Genomic DNA, 1243 nt, shown 5'->3' on the forward strand with positions numbered 1-1243 from the left:
GCAATTGCGCTATCAGCAGGAGTTGATCGAACTGCAAAACCAGCAGATGCGGCTAGCGAATATGCAGATGCTTCAAGAAAAACAGGAAGAAATTGAAGAAAAGAAAAAGCAACAAGACTATCTGGACAAATATCTGCGCTAATTAATATAGGGAAGTGAATCATGTTAAGAATTATCAAGAATTACTTAAAATTTGTTGTCGTCGTATCAGCGTTCGTTTACGTATCCATTTTTGTCGCATGGGCGACTGGTATGTCCGCAGATACATACATCACACACTTATCGGAATCTATTGTATGGGTCAGCACAACAATAATTGACGCGGTTTTAACGTTGGTAAAAGCAGCTTATATAATAATCGGCTCATCACTAGTCGTTTTCATGTGGCTCAAGCTACGCACGGAATATAACAACCTAAAAGAAACAATCAAGAACCACAAAGCCAAGAAAATGAAAGGGGAGTTATAATGGAATTTACGCCAGTACAAACCCTCTATGAGTTTATTGATAACGCGCTAAAACTCTTACTAACTACCGGCATACGAAATGTCATGTTAGCACTAGGCGCACTCATAGGCACGATTTGGATTCTCAACTTTACCATGCGCAGCATGCGATGGCTGGTAATGGGACTGAATCAATCTGCACAAGATATAGTGTACGAAATATTCAAGATGGCTTTCATCGCAGGCATGGCTTTTAACGTAGGTTGGTACATAACAACCATAGTGCCTTTTGTGACGGACGCGCCTGCCTGGATGGGGGGGCTTCTATCGGGTCAGTCTGGTTCTCAAGTCAATCAGATTGATTCCATGATCGCGACCTACTCATCAACCCTAATTGCCATGATAAAGAATCAGGCTATTAGCCTGCTCAAGATGGACATGTCAGTCCTTTACACAGGCGGTATTTCCATCGTTCTATTCATTCTAGGAGGCATTCCCTTTCTGCTGGCAGTGGTGTCTACTTTGCTAGTTATCAAGGCTGCTACCACCATGCTTTTGGCTCTGGGTCCACTTTTCATTGCGTTTGCGTTATTTGATCGTACACGCCAATGGTTCTGGGGTTGGGTTTCTCAGATGGCCGGGTTCATGCTCACGCAAGTTCTGTTTTCGGTAGTACTGGCAATGGAAGTTGCTTTTATAAACACGGCGGTTCTCAAGGACGGCAAAATGGATCCCTCGATAAGTGGGTCTATTTCCATGTTTATCTTCTTTGCGGTTTTTCTTGTGCTAGTAACAGA

General features: G+C 43.0%; 1 protein-coding gene. It reads left to right on the forward strand.

Features of this window, described 5'->3' with window-relative positions:
* Positions 1-467 precede the first annotated feature (467 nt).
* A partial coding sequence (locus tag ABJ99_RS12110; RefSeq protein ID WP_054086046.1) for a TrbL/VirB6 family protein occupies positions 468-1243 on the forward strand: 776 nt, incomplete at its 3' end.

The organism is Pseudomonas syringae pv. cilantro (genome assembly GCF_001293775.1).
Classification (GTDB): Bacteria; Pseudomonadota; Gammaproteobacteria; order Pseudomonadales; family Pseudomonadaceae; genus Aquipseudomonas; species Aquipseudomonas syringae_P.